This is a genomic window from Hoylesella marshii DSM 16973 = JCM 13450 (genome assembly GCF_000146675.1).
GTDB lineage: Bacteria > Bacteroidota > Bacteroidia > Bacteroidales > Bacteroidaceae > Prevotella > Prevotella marshii.
Genome location: NZ_GL397222.1, coordinates 1 through 623, shown reverse-complemented (window position 1 = coordinate 623; position 623 = coordinate 1). Strand labels below are relative to the sequence as shown.

1 protein-coding gene is annotated in these 623 nt (G+C 48.3%); it reads left to right on the top strand.

The features are described 5' to 3' along the window. Nucleotides 1–72: 72 nt before the first annotated feature. The gene (locus tag HMPREF0658_RS10605) at nucleotides 73–489 is read left to right on the top strand and encodes an HU family DNA-binding protein (RefSeq protein ID WP_006950793.1); all 417 of its coding nucleotides are present in this window, start codon (nucleotides 73–75) and stop codon (nucleotides 487–489) included. The last annotated feature ends 134 nt before the right edge of the window (nucleotides 490–623 follow it).

The following is a 623-nucleotide window of genomic DNA, read 5'->3' as shown; positions in this document are numbered from 1 at the left end:
CCGTGGCAGGAGTAGAAAAGACAACGATTTATGAACACCCTATTATATTAACCTTTAAAACGTATTAGAATTATGGCAATTTTTTACAACGTGGTGCAGCGGAAGAATCCTTCCAAACCCACAGACCCGATGCAGTGGTACATCGTGCTGCGACGTGTAGAACAGACAGACGAAGAAGATGTGGCTATCGAAATAGCCGATGAAACGACGCTCAACCCGCATGAGGCGCGTATGTCGATTGAACAGATGAAGAAAGTGCTGATTCGCAACCTGCTCAACGGTCACAGCGTGCGGTTGGGTAGCTGGGGTTCGTTTCATCTCACCATCTCGAGCAAGCCCTCGGCTACGGAAAAAGAAGCCGACGCCAGCAAGGTGACGAAAATCAACATCCGTTTCACGCCGGGCAAGGAACTCAAAGAGGCCATCGCCAAAGCACAGTTGCGCAATGTGAAGACGATGGCAGAAAAGAATAAGAAGAAGAAACCGTAAAAAGGGGGAAGAGCGCATCAAAGAAAATGCTCATACAAGTGTTGAGGGGTACGCGTCGAAATGGTGCGTACCCCTTTGTTTTGTATGTGCGTGGGAATGCCCTGTTTATCGGCATTCCGAAGGGGTGAAAAAAA